Raw genomic sequence first — 19,543 nt, forward strand, 5'->3', positions numbered from 1 at the left:
TCTATTCCTTTTTACCTATTAAAGAAAAGCAGGAAGAATGAATACCCGATTTTGAATTAAATTTGTCACAATGAGTATTTCCAATATAAATTCGTTTGCTGGCTTGTTATTATTTCTTTTTGTAGTGTCAATTTCTGGATGCAAAAAAGAAGGGAAAAAAGAAAATTCTGTTGAACCAGCCTATGAGTTAGTAATCCCTGAAGGATTTCCTCAACCGGAAATTCCTGCAGATAATCAGCTTACAAGTGAAAGAGTCGCGCTCGGTAAAATGTTGTTTTTCGATCCGATCCTTTCAGCCGATTCTTCCGTTTCATGCGGGTCTTGCCATCATCCGGCCATTGCCTTCAGTGATATGTCAGCAGTGAGTTCAGGTGTAAACGGACATTTAGGAAGCAGAAATACGATGCCTCTCATAAATTTAGCCTGGTTTGATTCATTCATGTGGGATGGTGGCATTCCTTCCCTGGAGTTGCAAGTATTAGCTCCAGTTACAAATCATTTAGAAATGAATTTACCTTTAGAAGAAGCTATTGCGCGCCTTAAAAAACATCCTGTCTATCCTTCTTTGTTCAAAAAAGCATACAATAGAGAACCCGATGATTTTTCATTGTTCAGGGCTATTGCTGCATATGAAAGAACCCTTATCAGTGGCAATTCAAGGTATGACCAATATTTTTATCAGAAGAAAGAAATATTTTCAGAGTCAGAAATAAATGGTATGAATCTTTTCTTCAGCGACAGATTGCATTGTGCGTCTTGTCATAGCGGAATAAACTTTACTAATGGTACATTTCAGAATACAGGTCTGTATGTTGTATATCCCGATCATGGAAGATATCTGATTACCGGTGATGAATCTGATAAGGGAAAATTCAAAGTGCCCACGCTTAGAAATGTAGAATTGACAGGACCTTATATGCACGATGGGAGCATCGCAACGCTGGAAGAAGTGCTGGAACATTATTTAAGAGGAGGGAAATTCAATACCAATAAATCACCTCATGTACATTACCATGAAGAAAGTCTTACCGATCAGGAAAAAAAAGATGTGATTAACTTTCTCAAAACTCTTACTGACACTTCTTTTGTGAATACTCATAAAAAGAGATAAATTCTTATTTCTATGAAAAATTTAGTTTTCGGGTTATTTCTGATTCTATTTATAAGTGCCTGCAAAAAAGACAAGGGGGCATTACCAGTTGCAGCAGATCAGGATAAAGGCAAGGTCGAACTGATTTTTATGTCTGTAACAGGAAGCGATAATTTGTTTATGGATTCAATTTACACAAGTGGAGCAGGAGAACAGTATAGGCTAACCAAACTAAAGTTTTTTGTGTCAGATATTGGTTTTGCTGCCGGCAACTCAACCGAAGAGGCCGCGGAAGACAGTTCAGGTAGGAATATATTTCTTGTGAATTTCACCTCTTTACCGAATAGCGAGAAACTATACTTTGATGTGAAACCAGGGGAATATAAAGGATTACGTTTTAATATAGGGTTGCCAAGGGATGTAAATCATGCGGATCCTACAGTTGCTTTGAGACCATTAAACCTGGCCCAATCAGACATGTACTGGAGTTGGAATTCAGGATATATATTTTTCCTTGCTGAAGGGAATGGTCCGAATGTTTATCAGAATAAGTTTCACTTTGGTATAGGAGAAGACAAAAGAATCATGCCTTTTTCCTTTGGAAATGTGCTTAGCCCTAAAACTTCGTTTAAGATTGAAAAAGGAAAAACTACAAGAGTAGTTTTGAAGTTTGATTTTCAGAAAATACTTGTAAACGGAGATGGCTCCTTTTACTCCCTTGCAAAACAGTCATCAACTATGGTACATGGGGGATATTTTGCGGACCTTTTAAGTGCCAATATTTCCAATACCATCGAGCTGGTCTCTTCAGAGATTATAGATTAAATTTTGGCTTGAGAATAACCCGATTTTTGTCGGATTTTTTACGCCTTCTAATTTTTAAAATCTGATTATTTATAGAAATAATAGTCTCCCTGACTTAATGGATTCCATAATCAATTACTGTAATAACAAACAATTCTAGGTATACCCTGTTTTTTCTTTTGATAGGCAATATCAAAAGGATGAAAACTACAAGTTTTATATTTAACCATTTTAAGGAGTTTGCTGAGTTTTGTTTAAGCAATGTTTTGGATAAAATTTGTGAAAGTTATTTTAATAATATAAAATCACTTGATTTGCCTTTGATCACTTTGTTTCGGGATGTTCCGGAAAAAGTGCTGATGACATTTTTTAGAGAGAGATTCATATTATTTTTAAATGATGCTATTGCCGACAGGTGCCTGGAGGAGATATTGCAGCTTACCGATCGGTGGAAGCATGGAGCATTGCCTTATGAGGTGAATAAATATTCAGTACAACCTTCTGATTTGCTTATAGGATTTGGAATCCGAAAAGATGTTTTACTTCAGTTTTTACCGGAATTTACAAAAGATGTAAGAACGGCTCTTTCCATTGTTCAGGAATTAAATGATTATCATTTGCATATAGAAGAGCTTATTTTAAAGCTTTCTTCAGACATTAATAATGATATAATAAGAAAGAAAAACGAAGAATTACAAATCTCTAATGAGCTTCTGATTAGGGAAATCAGGGAAAAAGAAAAAGCTGTGAAAATTGTAGCCAGAGAAAGGAGATTTAAAGATACCTTGATCAATAATGTGAATTTCGGAGTTCTTTCTTTTGACAGAAATTTCAGGATTACTACTTGGAACAGATTATTAGAAGAGCATAATAACCTGAAGAAGGAAGATGTGATAGGACGGCACCTTTTTGATTTGTTTCCGGAATACAAATTTTCAGGTGAAGAAGTGTTCTTTAGGAATGTACTGGAAGGCGTTATCATTAACCTTGAAGATTTAAACCGCAATGGTAAAAAAGGTTTTTTCGATGCGGTTCTGATTCCACTCAAGCATGAGGAAAAGAAAATTACAGGCGGGATTTGCATTGTCAATGATATTTCCGAAAGAAAGGTTCTTGAAGATAGATTGAAAAATAGCCTTTCGGAATTAAAGGAAGTGCAAGAAATAGCCAGGTTGGGAATATTTGAATGGAATATTAAAACCAATAAGTTGAAATGTTCTGAAGAGATTTTGAAACAATTCCACCTAAATAATACCGGTGATTTAACATTTACAAGTTTTAAGAGCTTTATCGATCCTGATGATTGTGAAATATTAGAAAATCTCATTAAGGAATCAGTTGAAGGAAATAAGCCATTTTCAACAGAGATAAGAATAAAAGATAAAGATCTGTTCTTATTTATTAAGGGAAAGGTTATTTCAATTCATAATCGGCCTTATAAGCTTAAAGGTATCATTCTGGATATATCTGAACGAAGAAGAATAGAAGAGGAGATAAGAGCAAAAAATCAGGCTTTGTCAGAGAAAAACGATGAACTCAAAAAGGCTGAAGAAGCATTGATTGTGATCAATAATGAATTGGAGGAAAGGGTAGAAGAAAGGACATTTCAGCTATCTGTGTTAAATGAAGAGCTTCAAAAGGAAGTAATTGAAAGGGAGAAAGCTGAAGAAGAGTTAAAGCAGCGAAATGAAGAATTGCTGAGAATTAATGACGACCTTGACAACTTTGTGTATAGTGCTTCTCACGATCTCAAAGCTCCGATTTCAAATATAGAAGGGCTTATTTTTACTCTGGATGCTGAGCTTAAAACCGGCAATGGCAATACTACTCCTATGATAATGGATTTAATACATAGGTCAATTGCTAACTTTAAAGATACCCTGCAAGGTCTTACAGACATAGCCAAAATAAGTGATGCTTCATCCGAAGATCAGGCAGTAATTGCAATAGATCAGGTTGTTGATGAAATCAAGCAAAATATTAAAGAAATGATTTCTTCCTGCAATGCAGAAGTAATCACAGATTTCTCTAATTGTCCCAATATCCGCTTTTCCCGCACGAATCTAAAAAGTATTTTATATAACCTTCTGTCCAATGCTATCAAATACAGATCACCATTTAGAACACCAAGTGTTGTGATAAAGACAGGCTGTGAGAATGATTATATATATTTTGAAGTGAGTGACAATGGAATCGGATTTGACCCAAGTCTGAAAAATAATATTTTTTCTATGTTCAAAAGATTACATTTTCATGTGGATGGAAGCGGAATAGGTTTGTATCTGGTGAAAAGAATAGTAGATAAAAATGGGGGGAGAATTGAAGTGGAATCAGCTCCTGATAAAGGAACAACATTTAAAGTTTATCTCAAAGCAGCTGCCTGAAGAGAGGTAGCAAAGCTGTTTGGAATTTCTATCATAAATCTTGTAAATTTTCCTTCTTCAGACTCAACTTTGATAGAACCATTAAGCTTATCAATAGCTTCTTTGGCAATGTATAATCCTATACCAGAACCATCGCTATAATGAGTACCTCTGAAAAACATTTTAAAGATACTTGGAAGATGTTTTTCCTGAATGCCAATCCCGTTATCAGCGATAGATATTTCTGCTTTTTCGGGAGTTGTATGGATTTTGATTTCTATCCTCTTTTCAGGATTGTCTTTTTTCTGATATTTGATTGCATTAGATAAAATATTGTTGAGAATTACCTTAATCCTAAAATCATCACTCTTAAAAGGGGAAGGGTTGACAATATCGATTGCGAAATTAATACCATTTAAGCCCTCAAAGCTTTTAATATTTTCATCAAGTATCTGGTCAAAATTGATTTCTGAAAGTGTTTCTTCTATCCTGGAGTTTTTGTAGTAGTTAACAATGTTTCTTACAAAAAGATCAAGGTTTTTAACAGATTTTTCGATCATGCTGAGATACATGTCGTCTGTTTTATTCTGATCCATATCCGCCACTTTCAGGACCCCGATAATTGTCATAAGCGGGGCTTTCAGCTCATGTGATGCACTGTATACAAATCTTGTGAGTTCTTCATTGGCCTTTTGAAGGTCCTCAGTTCTTTTTTTTAACAGTTTTTTGGTAAGATATATTTCCCCTGCTTTTTCAATAGCCAGTTTGATATCTGTTTCGTTCCAGGGTTTTTTGATATAATAAAAAATCTTTCCCTTGTTTATGGCATCAATAACCGATTCTATGTCACTATATCCTGTTAGTAATATTCTAATGGTTTCCGGATATTGGCTGATAAGGGATTCGAAAAACTGAACACCTGAACACCTGTCACCTCAGGCATTTTCTGGTCAGCAATGATTACGTGAATTTCATTCTCTTTAAGAATTTCCAGTCCTTCTTTTGCTGATTTCGCAAGAAAAATTTGATAATCAAATCGAAAGGAAGCTTTGAACACTCTCAAGTTGTATTCATCGTCATCAACATACAAAACCCTGATTTTATCTTCCATAAGGTGCTGAAAATTATTCTATTTCAAAGTGTTTTGTTTTTTTAGTAAATATAATATAAAATTTATACCAAATACTTTATTCCCGGATTACTTATATTTTCCTCCCTTTAAAAAGTTGAATAGTACCAAAAAAATATGGCATAAATAGTAAGGAAGGGGTAAATCTTTGTTTCCAGGCTGACGCCCAAAATATGAACGAATATTTTATACTGAAAATCTTTTAATAAGGTTTCCATTTTCAATGTATAAACCTTTCAATTGCTTACTTCAAAGATTGGAGATTTTTAGGAAGGTATAAGATAAATTCTGTTCCAATGCCTTCCTCCGAGTGGACTTCAATTTTTCCTTTATGACTTTCTATGATGGTATAAACGATGGATAGTCCTAAGCCTGTGCCTTCTCCAACATCTTTTGTAGTAAAAAAAGGCTCAAAAATTTTCATCTTAGTTTTTTCTGACATTCCGATTCCATTGTCTTTTATCGAAACTCCTACAGACTCATCTTTTTCAAACGTTGAGATTATAATTTCCCCATCTGAAATGTTTTTTGCTTTCACTGCCTGAATAGAGTTGGTGAGGATATTCATAAATACCTGATTGATCTTTCCTGGGAAGCATTCAATAGCCGGAATGTCATTGTAGCATTTTGAAACTTTTACTTTCCCATCCATGCTGTTGTTTAGGAGCACTAATGTAGAGTCAATACCCAGGTTTAGATCGGAAGGTTTTAAAGCGTCCTCGTCAAGTCGAGAGAAGTTTCTTAGACTTTTAACAATTTCAGCTGTTCTGGTGGCCCCTTCTGCGATTCCGCTGAGCATCATATCTATTTCTTCTATCAGATAATCATATTCAAGGTCTTCTTTTAATCTTTCAATCTGTTTGAGATTAGCGTTCTGTGGCTCCTGCTTATGAAGTTTTTCATACTCTTCAAGAATCTGCATCAGTCCCTGTATATCTCTTTTAAGTGGATTTATACTTGAACTTACAAAATTAATCGGATTATTAATTTCATGTGCAATACCGGCAGTTAGCTGACCTAGTGAAGCCATTTTCTCCGCATCCACAAGCTGTGATTGAGCCTCCTGTAAGTTAGTCAATGCTTTGTTAAGGTCCTGATTGGATTGTTGAAGTTCTGAAGTACGCTCTTCTACTTTGGATTCCAGAATTACGTTTTGTTCTCTTATAATTCTGTCATTCTCTGCCATGGCTCTGATAGCTTCAGCCTGAGAAATTTCTTTTTCTTTCTTCAAAATATTTATTCTGTCTGCAAGGGCAAATGAAAGAAGGATTACTTCAAGCGCAGAACCTAGAGTCATGGTATAGCTTGTAACAGTGTTATAAGGGAATATACCAAAATCCCTTAAAACAAAGAAAACAACCCCGATAAGAAATATTGTCCATGCGATTAGAAAGAACTTCGCAGACTTATAACCTTTAAGGTTTATTTTATAAGCAATGAAAAGCATGTATAGGGCCAGGAACATGGCATTCAGCTCTATTATTAAAAAGCTTGCATTGTAATAAGTAAAAAAGGCAAGAATGATTGAAATAAAATAAATCCAGTAAAAAATATAAAAGAATTTATCCAACTTAGGCTCATGCTGTGAAGTATTCAGGAAGAACCTCATAAACTGTGCCGCTGAAATTCCAACAAGTGTACTAAGAATATATGTGCCATTAATAGATAACCATGTGTTTCCAGGAGTTAAAAATCTAATGTTGTAGCCTAGAAAATTTGTTTGGGTAAGTCCTACAATGATGATGTAAAAAACGTAAATTAAATAGATCTTATCTCTTACAGAAAAATATATAAACAGATTATAAAAAACCATCACCAGGATGATTCCCACATAAATTCCGGTAACCAGATCAAATTGGAGAAGGCTTTCGTATAGCGGAGTTTGTGTGCCAACTTTTAGAGGAATAGATATCTGTTCACCTGTCCTGATTTTAAATAAGTAGGTTTTAATTTCTTCCTTTTTAATTTGAACTGGAAATATATAGTTTTGATTTTTAAATTTTCGATTGTAATAAGGAATGATTTCTCCTGTGCTTTCAATTAGTTTTGCATGTCCGGATTCAATTTCATATAGAGAGATTTCATCAATGTTGGGCTGAAGCACGGAGAGGAAAATAGAATTTGATTCAGTAAGATTTTGTATGTGAAACTTTACCCAAATATTTTTGGATGAAACCCCTAATGTTGGAACATCCTGATTACTTTTTCTAAAGTAAGATAAATTTCCTATAACAGACGGGTGAGAATTTTCCGATGAATCTTTGAATAAGTATAGATATTTACCTGCTGATTCAAACTTGTCGGCATTTTTATATTGAAAGACTAATTCATTTCTTTGCCCTAGTGATTGAAAAAATGTAAAAGCAAATAAAATGAATGTTAATAGAGATTTCATCAGATTAATGATTTTTAGGAATAACCAGTTGGTAATTAATTTCAAGAAGTCCTTTGGATCCCTCTTCATTGAAAAACTGGTTCGGTTTATCTCTTAAGCCAAGAATGCGGTTTCTATCCAATTCCTGAGCAGTATCCAATGTTATAGCGTTCATTCTTCTAAGCACTCGTGCAATATAGTTCTCATTGGGATAAATAAATTCACCTTTATTGCCGAGTTGGTCCTCAACAATGAAACCGACTCGGTTTACCATGGGCATTGTATAATCTGCACAAATGGTAAATAAGGAACTTAAATTAACTTGATTGACGATAGAAATACCAGCTCGTATTAGTAAAAGACTAATTCCTAGCCCTGCTACTGCTTTAGAATTCCACAAACCACATAATTCTCCAGTACCGCTAAGAGAGAATTCCCTAACCATGTCAAATATTTTAGGATCCATTTCGCCGATAGCTTCTTCAACAGGAAGTAAATGATCTTTGTCAGCTATATGAACTCTGATACCACCTTGTACCACCCCTTGATTGTCTTCAGCAACAATTGCATATACATTAGGGTTAAACATCCAGTCATCATTGTTGGTGGTAATGTTCGTTATTCCATAGTCACTTAGAACCTTTACATGACCCTCTCTAAATCTAACGCAAGTCTCGTGATCGTTTATCGCTCTAAATGCTCTAAAAATGAACATAATTAAATATTGTTAATCAAAAGCAATTTTTCCAGTGGTAATCTTAAAGACCTTGCAGAGGGCGGTTCTGCAAAAGCTAATCTAAATAAGAAAATTTCTGCAATATTTTCATCAATATTAAGAAGCTTTAAATATTTTTCTCTAGCATCACGGAGCTCCATCAGCAAATGTTCTGGCAAGCCCGCTAAATCTTTGTGCTTTAATTTTAAAAACATAAGTATTGGCGCCATTAATGGTTGTAAGGAAAGTTGGTGTTTAGTTGCTGATAACCATAGCCTTTCGACTAGCCTTCCACCTTGAAGGTAAGATGAAGCAGAATGTTTTGGAAGGGTTATGAAACCAATAGCAGAAGCGGCCTCCAGATTTTTGCCAGAAATCTTTTCAAACCCTTTTCCTTTTTTCCATTTATTTAGCAGGGTAATTGCTTCTACCTCTTTTGCCACTCTCATTCCTGCCTGTTCTGTTGCAGACAATTCCAGGGTTCTAATATCCATGCCATCCTTGCTTGATTCGACAGACTGGTTATTCCATCGAATTTCTTTTTCAAAAAAATCAGCATGTAGTTCGGGATGAAGGAATCTGATACGTTCACACGTTTTGATTACTTCATTTAATTCTTTAAGCTTAGTGGGATCATCAATGATTTTTATAATAGCTCCTGGAGTTGAATGTTGTAATGAAGTCAGATCGTCAATGACGGAGGGAGTTATCTTTTCTTTGTTCCCTCCATTACGATTCGAACATCTTACATCTATATATTTACTGAGGTCTTTGTAATCTCTGTTTTCGGCAGTATCGAGATGAGGAGTATAGAAATTGAATTTAGCAACAAGCGGACTACTTTTGCCTGATGGAAATTCATCTACACAAACATCCAACCCTTTTTCCTGTGCCTTTAAAATAAGGTTCTCCATAGAAGCTCCAAGGCTTATGAAGGAGAATAGATTATCAAAATCAGAACTTGCACTTGATTTCTTCTTATTTAAAAATAAATACAAGTTTCCCTTGTCATAATACCATTGCCAAGGTTGATTATTTCCTGGAGAAGGCGCCAGTAAAGCCGAAGAAACAATTTCCTTTATTTCCGATTCTTCGATAAATTTCTGTTTATTATTTAAAGAAAGGGGAGAAGAGGTGATAATTCCTATTATTTCATCTTTAGTTAAATATGCATCTTCAAATCCTTGGGATTCAATAAGAGTTGGCTTTTTCTTATCCTTATTTCCGACGATCTGCTCAACGTCCATATAATATCTTCCGGATTCTGAAAACTCATTGATGAAGATTCTTCTGCATACATCTGCTGTGAGGCCTCCACCTAAGGTAACAGCAGATGCTAATTGGGGCCATGTTGTAATAGTTTGTTCAATTTCAAACATAGATGCTTTCAATCTGCTTGAAATAGTATCTATCCCAATCATCGCAAGTAGGTATGGAACTTTCTCTTCATTTGTTCTAAGTGATTTTAATTTTTGGATATCTAATCCATCGATAAGTCCGTGTAACAGAGGTCTGTCTGGCTCAAGATCAAAACGTTCTACATCAAGCATGCATCTGTCGCTTGCTTCCATTACTACGGGTATTTTTAATTCTTTTGCTTTTATTCTGGCTAAAATTTTTATATCGAGTCCATCGCATTCGTCGATGAGCAGGTCAAGATTTCCTCCCTCGCAAAAAAAGCTATCCATGTTTCCTTCATGAAGACCATCGGGAAAACACTTAACATTGATATAGGGGTCAATCTCTGCAATCTCTCTTGCCACTGATATGGCTTTAGAAACTCCAAGATTGGATAATGGAGTTCTTATTCTGTTATAATTACTCAATTCCAGTATATCAAAGTCTGCAAGTCTTATTTCACCGAAACTTCTTTCCATGGCCATAGTAACTGAGACAGACTGCCCAACAGATAATCCAATAATTCCCACTTTTTTCTCAGCGAGTATATCTTTTTCTTCAGGAGTAATTTTATAAAAATTTCTATTCGTTCTTACTTCTACAAATTCCTCTTCATCAAGAAGATGTACTATTTTATTTGCCCATGGGTAATATGCCCAAACACCTAGTTTATCCGGATCTTTTTTATCGAAATAATTATTTATTTCACGATCCATCTCTGCCGCTGTCAGGTTCTTCTTAGGATTTCGTAACTTGATCAGCTCTTTTACCTGGCCACGCAACTCGTCAAATACTAACAGATTAGACTCGGATTTAAGGAGATCATTAAATTTAACAAACTCTTCTTCTTTTTTAAGTCTGAATAACAGAGGTTTATATGTAGCTCTCAGGTTCTCCGTTTTTTCAATCAGTATATTTAGTTTGTTATGCATCTGAGTATTTTTTAGCTAAGATTACGTTTACGATAAAAAGTTAATTATTGGTTATATTTTTACTTCGATTCAATTTAAGATATCTTTAATAAGGAAATTTTCAACAAATACGTTTGTTTTTGCGTAAAATCTTTTCAAAAAAATTATGGAAGATAAGATACGGATTCTATATATAGATGATGAAAAAAATAATCTGACAGCCTTCAAGGCTACATTCAGACCGTATTTTAAAATATTTATCGCTGAATCTGCGGAAGAGGGAAGGAAAATTCTTGAATCTGAAAAAGTTGAGATTATTATTACCGATCAGAGGATGCCGGTAATGACCGGTGTTGAATTTCTTTCATCAATAATTGAGACCTATCCTGACCCTATCAGAATTTTGTTAACAGGATATTCGGATCTTCAGGCTGTTATAGATGCGGTAAATAAAGGCCATATCTATCAATATATCAGCAAACCCTGGGAAGAGCAGCATTTGAAAATTATAATAGAGAAAGCTTACGAAGTATATCGTTTAAAAATGGAAAACAAGGAGTTGGTTAAAAGCCTTTTAAGAGCCAATCAGCAACTTGAATTTTACCTTCGTCAGAAGCTGATTTCTTAAAAGACTTTTACTGTTTAGGCTAAAGATCTCAAATCCACCGGTACTAGCCTTGATACGCCTTGCTCCACCATCGTAATTCCATAAATAATATCTGTACTTGACATTGTCCTCTTGTTGTGTGTCACAATTATAAACTGTGATTCTTGTGAGAACTTTCTGATGATATTGTTGAACTTGTCAATATTGGCATCATCCAAAGGTGCATCTACCTCATCGAAAATACAGAATGGTGCAGGTTTAATCAGGTAAATCGCAAACAATAGAGAAATTGCTGTAAGTGTTTTTTCCCCTCCAGACAATTGGTTGATTGTTAATGGTCTCTTACCTTTTGGTTTTGCTATAATATCTATAGATGATTCAAGCGGATTGTCAGGTTGCTCCAGCTTAAGATCGCAGCTGTCTTCTTCTGAAAATAAAGACCTGAATACGCGTACGAAGTTCTCTCTGATTTTATCGTAAGCTTCCATAAAAGTATCTTTTGCTACTGAATCAATTTCATTGATTGTTTGCAATAAAGAATCTTTAGCTTTTGTAAGATCGTCTTTCTGTTCACTAATAAACTTATGTCTCTCCTGAATTTCCTGATATGCTTCCATAGCCATAGGGTTTATTGGCCCCATTTTATCAAGAGAGTTTTTTATTTGTACAACTTTTTGTTTCAGCTCTTCTTCACTGGCTTCAACATTACTATCCTGAGAAAGAAGTTCATCTATATCTATGTTAAATTCAACAGACAGCCTTTCTTTGATTGAGCTCAAACTTAGTTTATTATCGTTTAATCTTGTCTGAAGTTCCAAAAGAAGAGCATCACAGTTGTCACGCAGTCTCCTTAAATCTCTGGATTCTTTTTCTAATTCGTCAATGAATGCTCTAGCTCCGTAATATTCTTTTTCAGCTTCATTAACGCCTTGTTCTATAGCTTCTTTTTCCTTGTAAAACTCAACAAGCTCATCATCGCTGACATCTGCTCTTTCAAGGAGTATACTTATCTCTTCTTCTGTTTTCTGGGCATCTTCAAGGTTTTTTTCTATCCTTTGTTTGCTATTATCGTAAGCAGCCTGCTTGTATTCAATTTCCTGAAGAAGGCTTGAAATTTTATTTTTTTGCTGATGGTAAATAATATTTTCCTGATTGAATATTGCACTCTTATTAGTGAGTTGTTCATTCTGGATAATCAAATCTTCATTCAGCTCTTGTTGCCTGCTTTCAAGGTCTCTCAGAAGCGATTTTTCTTCTTCTGCTCTTGGTTTTGCATCTTGTATATCATCTTCCAGTTTTTCTATTTTGTCAATAATATCATCTCTCTTCAGAGCATTGCTATTGATCATTTCTGTAAACTGTTCAAGCTTTGTTTTTACAGAGATATAATTCTGACTGGTAAGGTTAATTTCTTTTTTAAGCTCTTCTATACTTGCTTTTAAAGTACTTTCCTTGAATTTGAAAAGTTCTCTTTGCTTTTTCTCCAGACTAAGTTTTAAGTCATCCAATTCTGCAGAAAGCTCTTTGATTTCCTGTTGAAGTTTTTCAAGGTTTTTGGCACGTCCGATTCTTTTTCCTTCAAATAAACCTACAGAACCTCCGGAAATACTGAATTTTCTCTTGGTAAGTTTACCATTCTGAGTAATGAAGATTGCATCACTATCACTAGGAAGCTCTTCCTGATTATTTGTAATGATATAGACATTGTCCAGTATAAATGATACCAGGTGTTTGTATTTCGGATCAAATTCAATAATGTCTTTGGCAGCTTTGCAATGGTCAAAAGACTTGGCAGGAGCAGAGTTGAAATTTTCAAAAGTTGAAAGCACAAAGAAATTAGCTCTCCCTTTTGCCGAATCACTAAGAAGATTTACAGCTTGAACAGCCTGTGCTTCATTTTCAACTACATAGTAGTTCATGAACGGCTCCAGGTAGTTTTCTATAGAAACTCTGTATTGATCTTCACAGGTAAGAATATCAGAAAGGAGGGGAGCTTCTTTTCCCCAATGAGAGTTCTTCTTCAGGAACTTTATTGCTTCAGGAAAACCTTCAAGATTATCAACAAGAGATTTAGTAAGGCTATATTCGTTCTGCTTGGAATCCAGCTTCCTGTTGATCTGCGTGATTTGATCCTTTATGGTTTCAATTTCCTTTTCAAGTTGGGCGATTTCTTCCTGAAGCGTTTTTTCTTGATTTTCAAGTTTCTCCAGTTTCAGGTTTTTGGATTCAAGTTCCTCTGAAATCTCTTGAACTTTGCCTTCAAAATCTGCAAGGCTGGCGGAATGTGCCGATGAGTCAGAGGTAGTTTTCTCAAGTTCCTGCTTCAATGAACTTGCCTGAATCTGATATATCTCAATGTTTTTATTCAGATGAAATACCTCTTCTTGTTTTTTTCTTAGCTGTCCGCTCAATACAGAAAGCTCTTCCTGCAGTCGGCTTGTACTGGCCTTCTGGTTTTCATATTCTTCTTTATATGCCTGAACTTTAACCTCGATTTCAGCCATTATTTTCTCTGCTGTTTCGGCTTCTGCCTGCAGACTGGAAATGCTGAATTCTGCTCTTTCATTACTTTTCTTATCCTGCTCTATTTGCTCACGAAGGTTATTATTTTTGTCGTTCAGGAAAGAAAGTCTTTCATGTTTTATTTTTTTGTCGCTTTCGTAATTTCTAATTTTGTTCACATGCTCATTCAGTGTCTTTTGTCTGGAAGCAAGTGTTTTTTCTCTGTTTACAAGCTCAGCTTTTTCTTTTTCAACCCCACCTTCTTTTTCTGCTATTTGGGTATTGTATCCAATTCTCTTGTCTGTTTCTTCTTCAAGTTGTTTCTGAAGAGATAAGAAATCTTCTCTTTGGCCTTGAATGGTGACCTTTGCAAGATCGATACTAACTTGCTTATATTGTTCTTTTACTTGAAAGTACTTTTCCGTCTGTTTAGCCTGCTTTTCTAAAGATTTCAGGTTCTTATTGATCTCAAAAAGTAGATCTTCTACACGTTCAAGATCTTTGTCCGTATCTTCAAGTTTTTTAAGGCTTTGTTTTTTCCTTACTTTAAACTTTGATATACCCGCAGCTTCTTCAAATAATGTCCTTCTGGAGTTGTCTTTGTCATTAAGGATATCATCCACCATTTTTAGCTCAATGATGGCATAACTATCAGAACCGATACCAGTATCAAGGAAAAGGTTGGTAATATCTTTCAGGCGGCAGGTAACGCCATTCAGTAAATATTCGCTTTCACCGGATCTGTAATATCTTCTGGTAATAGTAACGTGAGAATATTCAGTAGGAAGGAGATTTTTTGTATTATTAAAAGTTAGGGAAACTTCAGCCATTTGCAGTGGCTTACGGGTTTTGGTGCCGTTAAAGATCACATTCTCCATTTTTTCAGAGCGGAGAGCTTTTGTCTTTTGTTCACCCAAAACCCATCTTATAGCATCAACAACATTGGATTTCCCACAGCCATTTGGCCCAACTATACCTGTAATACCTTCATCAAAATTGATGGTAACTTTATCACCAAAACTCTTGAATCCTTTGATCTCTAATTTGCTTAACTGCATGAATTAACCCCTTTTTTGGAATTATGGAAGTTTAAAATTACAGGATACTAACGGATATATAGTAGTGCGGAGAACCGTTTTTCTCAACAGGATTATCAACAAAAACGTTCATTGACTGGGGATAAGTAGTGAATATTTCTCCGTCAAAATGTCTTTGAAAATTTAGGCAAGATTATACTATTGTTAAATTTTGAGATAAAAATCTTGTTATTAAATAGTTAATGGAAGTCCTGTAAAATGTAAAAACTCCCGAAGTTATGAACTCCGGGAGTTTTTGCATTTATAACTTTTAAAAGATTAAGTTTAAGCCAATGCTGTTTTACTTAATTTTATTATTCTGCAGAAGGACAAGATTCTGATAACTGGATATGTAGGATCAAATTCAAACCATTTCATTGCAAAATTTGCTCTTCCTGCATATTTGTGGTGGTTATTCTGAAATAACTCGCCTCCAAGAAGGAAATCTATAAAAAGGCTGTTTTTTGATTTATCGTTGTTGTCAAAATTCGAGTAACCGTATTTGTGACCGCTCCAGTTTACAATAGCACCATGAACAGGGCCCATCAAAAAGTGAATTGGCAATAAAAGGAACATGAACCATGGAGGAGAAATCCAGATATAAAATAATGCATAAGCAACTCCCCAGCCAATTCTAGAGGCCCACATGTCACCTAAAGTATCTATGAAGTTCCATGTAGGTACATCTTTCTGAAATTTTTCTTCAATGTTGCCTCTATGATTAAGGACGTCATTGTAAGTATCTTTAGTCTTAACCATCATAGTCAAAAGGTTTTTGGTATGATGTGGAGAGTGAGGATCTTGCGGAGTGTCACTATATGCATGATGCATACGGTGTAACACTGCATATGCTCTTGGGTTCAGGTAAGAAGAACCTTGAGATAGATAAGTTAGAAAATAGAAGAATTTCTCCCAGAAAGCTGACATGGTAAACATCTTATGTGCACTATATCTGTGCAGGAAGAATGTCTGGCTAAACAAAGAAAGATACCAGTGAATGATAAAGAATGTGAGAACTATATACATTATCGAATTGAATTGTTTTGTAAATCACTATTTAATAAGATCCCATTAGTAAAATGGGAGTTATTGAATACAGTGCAAGTTAAGCAAAAAATCTATAAAGAAGGATAATTTGTTTGCCTAATTATGCGATGAATTCGTTTTGGGTATAATTAACTAATTAATTAAAAGGTTGTTAATGCAAATGAGATAATATTTGCTCCCATTTGAAGTGCTTTTTGCCTTTTTTCTTCCGGATCATTGTAAATAGTTTGGTCTTCCCAACCATTGCCAAGATCTGTTTCATAGGTATAAAAGCAGACAAGTTTTCCTTCAAAAATTATACCGTAGCCTTTGGGAGGCTTGTTGTCATGCTCATGGATTTTGGGCAGACCGTTATTGAATTCAAACTTCTGATGATAAATAGGATGATTAAAAGGTAATTCCACAAAATCCAGCTCTGGAAATACTTTTTTCATTTCCAGTCTTATAAATTTATCCATACCATAATTGTCATCAATGTGAAGAAAACCTCCTCCAGTGAGATAGGTTCTGAGGTTTTCAGCTTCCTGTCTTGAAAAGACTACGTTGCCGTGTCCCGTCATGTGTATAAAAGGGTAGGAGAAAAGCTCTGGACTCCCTACTTCAACTACATCTTCTTCCTGGTAAAGATTTAATTTTAACTGCTGATTACAAAATTTTATAAGATTTGGCAGAGAAGTTTTGTTGGCATACCAATCGCCACCTCCGTTATACTTAAGTTTTGCTATTTTAAATGATGGCTGTTGGGCGAAAGTATAATTGAAAAAGAGTGTGAATGAAAGGAGTATAATTGAGAATTGAAATATCTTTTTCATTGTGTTAGCTGTTGATGATGTTAAAAATGTGACAAGCTGCAATTCCTGCTGTTTCTGTTCTTAACCTGCTGTTTCCTAAAGATGCAGGTTTAAAATTATTTTTAAAAGCAAGTGCGACTTCATCGTTTGTAAAATCGCCTTCTGGTCCAATTAAAACGCAGTACCTTGAACTGGCCGGAGCTGCTTTTTGAAGGAGTTCTTTGTGCTCTTCAGAAAGGTATCCTATAAACTTATAATCTTCTTTGCAATTTTCAATAAAGGATTTAATAGAAGTCAAAGGATTCAATACCGGAAATAATGTTGTCTGTGACTGTTTCATGGCACTGACTGCAATTTTTTCAATTCTATCCAGATTGATATTTTTTCTTTCAGAACGGGAACATTGAATAAAGCTTATTTCATCTATGCCTATTTCTATACATTTTTCTACAAACCACTCTATCCTGTCTGCATTCTTGGTGGGAGCAATTGCCACGTGGATATAAAAGTCTTTGGGTTTGCTGGTGGTTTGTGAAAGGATTTTAAAGCGACACGCTTTATTTCCAGGATTTGTAACCTCGGCAAGGTATAATGTGCCCTTACCGTCAGTTACTTCAATCTTATCACCGGAAGATAGTCGCAATACTTTTAAAGCATGTTTTGACTCATCTTCCGGTAATTCATTTATTTCTCCGGGGATAAATCCGGGCAAATAAAATAAATGCATTATTAAGCTCTCCTTTTACTTGCTAGTTCAAGGTTTACTGTTTTGCCTTTGATTTTATTGTTGTCCATTGAACTCATCACAACGTCAACTTTAGCTTCTGGAACTTCAATAAAAGAATAACTATCATAGATATCGATACTTCCTATTGATTTTCCCTGAATAGATGAGTTTGAGGCAAAGGCGCCTACGATATCACCAGGACTGATTCTGTCTTTTTTTCCAAGATTGATGAAAAGTCTTACCATTTTCTCTCCGTTATTTCTATCTTCTCTTGGACCTCTTTCAGATCTTTCGCCTCTAGAGCCTCTTTCGAATCTATCTCTTGAACCTCTTTCAAATCTGTCTCCTCTAGAACCTCTGTCTCTGTCTCTATCACCTCTTGGTCCTCTATCTCTATCTCTATCACCTCTGAAACCTCTGTCAGATCTATCTCTATCACCTCTTGAGTTTCTGTCTGATCGACCATCTCTTCTGCGATCGTCTTTTAGTTCTTCAACAGTTCCTAAAGCAATTCTCACAAGAGCTGCTGAAAGCATTTCGTTTGAAATACCAGTTCCATTAAACTCTTCAGCTACTGATGAATAAAAATCAGGAACACCTTGAGTTAATAGGGAAGAGATCTGATCGAACAAATTCTGTTTTTTCAATTTCAGAATTTCTTCTCCTGTAGGAAGTGCACCTCTTGCTATTTTAACTTTACAGTAGTTCTGAATGTCTTTTAGCCTTAAAAAGTCTTTACCACTGGATACAAAAGTGAATGACTTGCCGGTGTTACCGGCTCTACCAGTTCTCCCTATTCTGTGAACATAAAATTCATTATCAAGAGGAACGTCATAGTTAAATACAGCATCAACACCATTAACATCTATACCTCTAGCTGCAACGTCTGTAGCTACAAGGAGATTTAGTGTGTAATTTCTGAATTTTCCCATTACATGGTTACGCTGATTCTGGCTAAGGTCGCCGTGAAGTCCTTCAGCTTTCAGACCATGTTTCTGCATTTCTTCAACCAATTCATCAACAGCTCTCTTCGTATTGCAGAAAACAAGAGCAAGTTTTACCTGGTGGATTTCTACAAGATGCTTAAGCAATAATACTTTTTGATTGTCAGAGATATCGTAGAAAAATTGCTCAATAGAATCGACAGTAAGTTCTTTTCCAACAACTTTTACAAGTTCAGGATTAGTCTGATACTTTCTTGTCAGTTTCATGATAGGTTCTGCCATTGTAGCAGAGAACAGGATTGTTTGTCTTTCTTTTGGAATAGAAGATAAGATTCTTTCCAAATCTTCAACAAAACCCATGTTTAGCATTTCATCAGCTTCGTCAAGGATTACTTGCTTAACATTCTGAAGTGACAATGTTTTTCTTGTTAAGTGGTCGATCACTCTACCTGGAGTTCCGACTACAATCTGTACGCCTCTTTTTAGAGCAGTAGCCTGTCTTTCAAAAGACTCTCCGCCGAAAATCGGCAATACGTTAATACCTTTCTTGAACTTGGCAATTTTCTTTAACTCATTGCTAACCTGTACGGCAAGTTCACGTGTAGGACATAGGACGATTGTCTGTGGGGTTTTAATTGCAGGGTCGCAAAGCTCGATGGCCGGTATGCCGAAAGCTGCTGTTTTCCCTGTCCCCGTTTGCGCCTGCCCGATTACGTCTTTTCCCTGAAGTACGACTGGAATAGCAAGCGATTGGATTGGTGATGCCTCTTCAAAGCCCATTTCTGTTAATGCCTTGAGTGTCTCTTCTGAAAGAGGCAGCGAATCAAATTTGATTTTTGTCATTGAAAATTGAAACAAAATAAAAGAAAGAAATATTCAAAATATCCCAAAGAAATTTGGAATAACTGCAAAGATACAATTAAAAATCGGATTTTAACGATTATTCTTTTAATTGAAAGGGCCGCTATCCTGTAACTACTGATGATCTGACTGTTACCTTTAGATGATTCTCAGTAGATTAATTGGAGGGTATTTGAATAAGCTAAATAAAACATGAATATATTA

14 protein-coding genes are annotated in these 19,543 nt (G+C 35.4%); 4 read left to right on the forward strand and 10 right to left on the reverse strand.

Annotated features, from left to right (window positions below):
- The first annotated feature begins 70 nt into the window (after nucleotides 1-70).
- The 3 genes from K350_RS0123720 (at nucleotide 71) to K350_RS31650 (ending at nucleotide 4,278) form a co-directional block, all read left to right on the forward strand.
- Entirely contained in the window at nucleotides 71-1,111 is a 1,041-nt protein-coding gene (locus K350_RS0123720) for a cytochrome-c peroxidase (RefSeq protein ID WP_037576726.1), read from the forward strand.
- 12 nt (nucleotides 1,112-1,123) lie between these two features.
- Nucleotides 1,124-1,915 carry an MbnP family protein gene (locus K350_RS31645; protein ID WP_028982042.1) on the forward strand — a complete coding sequence of 264 codons (792 nt, stop codon included), beginning with the start codon at nucleotides 1,124-1,126 and terminating at the stop codon, nucleotides 1,913-1,915.
- A 179-nt stretch (nucleotides 1,916-2,094) separates the two neighbouring features.
- Nucleotides 2,095-4,278 (forward strand): PAS domain-containing sensor histidine kinase, encoded by a 2,184-nt coding sequence (locus K350_RS31650; protein ID WP_051313578.1) that lies wholly within the window; start codon nucleotides 2,095-2,097, stop codon nucleotides 4,276-4,278.
- On the opposite strand, the gene K350_RS32145 is transcribed toward K350_RS31650, so the two are convergent.
- From K350_RS32145 to K350_RS32150, 5 genes are all read right to left on the reverse strand, one after another.
- Nucleotides 4,257-4,886: a sensor histidine kinase gene (locus K350_RS32145; RefSeq protein WP_081671131.1), complete on the reverse strand. Its 630-nt coding sequence runs from the start codon at nucleotides 4,884-4,886 to the stop codon at nucleotides 4,257-4,259. The genes K350_RS31650 and K350_RS32145 overlap by 22 nt on opposite strands.
- Nucleotides 4,887-5,116: 230 nt before the next feature.
- Entirely contained in the window at nucleotides 5,117-5,368 is a 252-nt protein-coding gene (locus tag K350_RS32930) for a response regulator (RefSeq protein ID WP_245598691.1), read from the reverse strand.
- 262 nt (nucleotides 5,369-5,630) lie between these two features.
- Nucleotides 5,631-7,781 carry a sensor histidine kinase gene (locus tag K350_RS30165; protein ID WP_037577129.1) on the reverse strand — a complete coding sequence of 717 codons (2,151 nt, stop codon included), beginning with the start codon at nucleotides 7,779-7,781 and terminating at the stop codon, nucleotides 5,631-5,633.
- Between the two features lie 4 nt (nucleotides 7,782-7,785).
- Nucleotides 7,786-8,475: a hypothetical protein gene (locus tag K350_RS0123745; protein WP_028982043.1), complete on the reverse strand. Its 690-nt coding sequence runs from the start codon at nucleotides 8,473-8,475 to the stop codon at nucleotides 7,786-7,788.
- Nucleotides 8,476-8,477: 2 nt separating this feature from the next.
- Nucleotides 8,478-10,805, reverse strand: a complete 2,328-nt coding sequence (locus tag K350_RS32150) for an Rv1355c family protein (RefSeq protein WP_037576729.1) — start codon at nucleotides 10,803-10,805, stop codon at nucleotides 8,478-8,480.
- Between the two features lie 145 nt (nucleotides 10,806-10,950).
- Here K350_RS32150 and K350_RS0123755 point away from each other — a divergent pair, with 145 nt between their 5' ends.
- Nucleotides 10,951-11,412 (forward strand): response regulator, encoded by a 462-nt coding sequence (locus tag K350_RS0123755; RefSeq protein WP_037576732.1) that lies wholly within the window; start codon nucleotides 10,951-10,953, stop codon nucleotides 11,410-11,412.
- Between the two features lie 14 nt (nucleotides 11,413-11,426).
- Here the strand turns inward: K350_RS0123755 and smc are convergent, their stop codons facing one another.
- From smc to K350_RS0123780, 5 genes are all read right to left on the reverse strand, one after another.
- Entirely contained in the window at nucleotides 11,427-14,951 is a 3,525-nt protein-coding gene (smc, locus tag K350_RS0123760) for a chromosome segregation protein SMC (RefSeq protein WP_028982046.1), read from the reverse strand.
- A 303-nt stretch (nucleotides 14,952-15,254) separates the two neighbouring features.
- Entirely contained in the window at nucleotides 15,255-15,995 is a 741-nt protein-coding gene (locus K350_RS0123765; protein WP_028982047.1) for an acyl-CoA desaturase, read from the reverse strand.
- Between the two features lie 161 nt (nucleotides 15,996-16,156).
- Nucleotides 16,157-16,828 carry a DUF4159 domain-containing protein gene (locus K350_RS0123770; RefSeq protein WP_028982048.1) on the reverse strand — a complete coding sequence of 224 codons (672 nt, stop codon included), beginning with the start codon at nucleotides 16,826-16,828 and terminating at the stop codon, nucleotides 16,157-16,159.
- A 4-nt stretch (nucleotides 16,829-16,832) separates the two neighbouring features.
- Complete coding sequence (locus K350_RS0123775; RefSeq protein WP_028982049.1) at nucleotides 16,833-17,534, reverse strand: 16S rRNA (uracil(1498)-N(3))-methyltransferase; 702 nt, start codon at nucleotides 17,532-17,534, stop codon at nucleotides 16,833-16,835.
- A 2-nt stretch (nucleotides 17,535-17,536) separates the two neighbouring features.
- Nucleotides 17,537-19,321 (reverse strand): DEAD/DEAH box helicase, encoded by a 1,785-nt coding sequence (locus K350_RS0123780; RefSeq protein WP_037576735.1) that lies wholly within the window; start codon nucleotides 19,319-19,321, stop codon nucleotides 17,537-17,539.
- Nucleotides 19,322-19,543: the final 222 nt, after the last annotated feature.

The sequence above is a fragment of the Sporocytophaga myxococcoides DSM 11118 genome, from assembly GCF_000426725.1.
Classification (GTDB): Bacteria; Bacteroidota; Bacteroidia; order Cytophagales; family Cytophagaceae; genus Sporocytophaga; species Sporocytophaga myxococcoides.